Raw genomic sequence first — 336 nt, forward strand, 5'->3', positions numbered from 1 at the left:
TTCGGCTTCTTCAATTTGTTAAAGATCGGGCGTTTTTTACAACGCAAACAGAAATTCACAGGCTGCCGCCTATGCGCTTTTGTTTGCATTGGATGGTGGAGGATGACGGGATCGAACCGACGACCCCCTGCTTGCAAAGCAGGTGCTCTCCCAACTGAGCTAATCCCCCAAAGGGTACACTGGTGGGTCTGGTTGGACTCGAACCAACGACCCCCGCGTTATCAACACGGTGCTCTAACCAGCTGAGCTACAAACCCAGTCTTGCTACCACACAGCCACTCTCGCAACTGTGTCGCCCTTAACTTCGAATAACCGATAGGCTGTAAGTGCCCAACC

General features: G+C 52.4%; 2 tRNA genes. Both read right to left on the reverse strand.

The annotated features are described in order from the left end of the window. Positions 1-93 precede the first annotated feature (93 nt). A tRNA-Ala gene (locus ACZ9W6_RS17645) sits at positions 94-169 on the reverse strand. Between the two features lie 11 nt (positions 170-180). Next, positions 181-257 (reverse strand) — tRNA-Ile (locus ACZ9W6_RS17650). Between the last annotated feature and the right edge of the window lie 79 nt (positions 258-336).

The organism is Vogesella lacus (assembly GCF_979366295.1).